The sequence below is a fragment of the Camelimonas fluminis genome (genome assembly GCF_014656355.1).
GTDB lineage: Bacteria > Pseudomonadota > Alphaproteobacteria > Rhizobiales > Beijerinckiaceae > Camelimonas > Camelimonas fluminis.
The window spans coordinates 1-1,529 of record NZ_BNCG01000130.1 but is presented as its reverse complement, the minus strand read 5'-3'; the positions used below and the strand labels follow the sequence as shown (position 1 = coordinate 1,529).

Below are 1,529 nucleotides of genomic sequence, written 5' to 3'. Positions count from 1 at the left end.
GGACTCTGACTCCGTTAGTCTTGGTTCGAATCCAGGTTCCCCAGCCAACCGCTTTCTTCCTTAAAATCATATGGTTAGCGAGCGGCAACCACGTGTGAAATCCGTGACGCGATCCGGCGGTTTACAGCCAGTTTACAGTAAGCGTTCACGGTTCGGGCTGCTCGCCCCGCCTTTCAAGCTTGCGAATGGCACTTGCCGCCAGCCCCTGATCACGGCTCAGATAGTGGCTATCCAAAATGGATTCCACGTCCCTCAGGCTGTGGCCTGTGAATGTCGCTATCTCTGGAACGGTCGCTCCAGCCAACGCCAGCCGCGTAACCGCCGACCCCCGCAGGTCATGAAATGTCAGGCCCTCAATCCCGGCCTTGGCGCATGCTTTAGCCCATGACGAGCGGAACCCGTCTTCGGTCCACCGCTCGCCATCGCGCGTCAGCAGCATGAGCGCGCCGCGCTTGCGAGAGGCCTCCGCATCCAGGGCTGACTTCAGCGGGGCCCCGACTGGGACCACCAGCCGCTTTCCGGTCTTTCCCTGCCGCAATCTGATATTTGTGCCATCGTAATTTGACCATGTGAGGCGCAGAAGATCGCCCTGCCGCTGGCCAGTCCATACGGCCAGCAACAGCGCCAGGTGCAGGTGTTTCGGGGCCTTGGCGATGAACCGCGCTTCATCCGCGTCGGTCCACACATTGTCATTGCGCTCTGATTCGTAGAGCCTGCCGCCGCGCTCGCATGGATTGGTTGCAACCCGCCCGCGATCCAGACCCCAGGAGCATATCCTGCCGAGAACGCTCCACGCATAGTCGGCCTGCCGCATGGATTTTGTCGCCAGATCGTCCCGCCATGATTTGAAGACGCCGCGGGTGACTCTCTTGTTCGCTTCCGAGAAGCCGGAAAGCGGCATTGTCCCGAATTTTGCCTCTATCCCAGCGATATGGCGCAGATAGTCCGCCCGGGTGCGCGCCGCCAGCTTGGAAAATTCACCCGACGCCTTGTATGCCGAAATGACGCTAAAAAAATTTCCACTCGGCACAGCTTGCCTGGAGGCTATCGCGCGATCATAGGAAGCCTTGAAATCAGCGGTTCCTGGCTTGCCTTCAAGACGCGGCCCCCCACGCCAAGCATAGAAGTACGTTGCGGTCTTGCCGTTTGCGAGGGCCTTCCTGACCCTGTGAATCCCCTTCATTTCAATTCGTATGACCATTTGCCTCCAGCCATTGCCTGAAGTCGTCGTCTGGTGATGCCGCCGCGCCGGCGCCTATACCACTAAGACGGTTGATCGCGGCGTCGATGCCGTTGCGATCCCAGCGCCCGATACCGGGTAGGGCGGCCGGCAATGACCCAGCCGCAACCCACTTGTCGAATGTTGGCGTGCTAACCCCGCAGTAGGCAGCTGCTTCCTTCTTGCGGAGCAGGCGCGGCGGATCTGTAGCTGACTGGCCATCCATCATCCCGTGCTCCTTTCCAGATCGGCCAGAACCATGTCTCTCAGATATCTGGACATCGTCACGCCCAGCGAGTTCGTCCGACTA

At 59.8% G+C, this 1,529-nt stretch carries 2 protein-coding genes; both read right to left on the bottom strand.

The genetic code is table 11. From position 1 onward, the window contains the following. Positions 1-145 precede the first annotated feature (145 nt). Positions 146-1,201 (bottom strand): tyrosine-type recombinase/integrase, encoded by a 1,056-nt coding sequence (locus IE243_RS22770; RefSeq protein ID WP_210319970.1) that lies wholly within the window; start codon positions 1,199-1,201, stop codon positions 146-148. Further along, entirely contained in the window at positions 1,185-1,448 is a 264-nt protein-coding gene (locus IE243_RS22765; RefSeq protein WP_191321558.1) for a helix-turn-helix transcriptional regulator, read from the bottom strand. The genes IE243_RS22770 and IE243_RS22765 overlap by 17 nt, the downstream gene beginning before the upstream one ends. Positions 1,449-1,529: the final 81 nt, after the last annotated feature.

Excerpts from the sequence above, each read along its gene's own strand:
- IE243_RS22770 (WP_210319970.1), bottom strand. The coding sequence starts at position 1,201 with ATGGTCATACGAATTGAAATGAAGGGGATTCACAGGGTCAGGAAGGCC.
- IE243_RS22765 (WP_191321558.1), bottom strand. The coding sequence starts at position 1,448 with ATGATGGATGGCCAGTCAGCTACAGATCCGCCGCGCCTGCTCCGCAAG.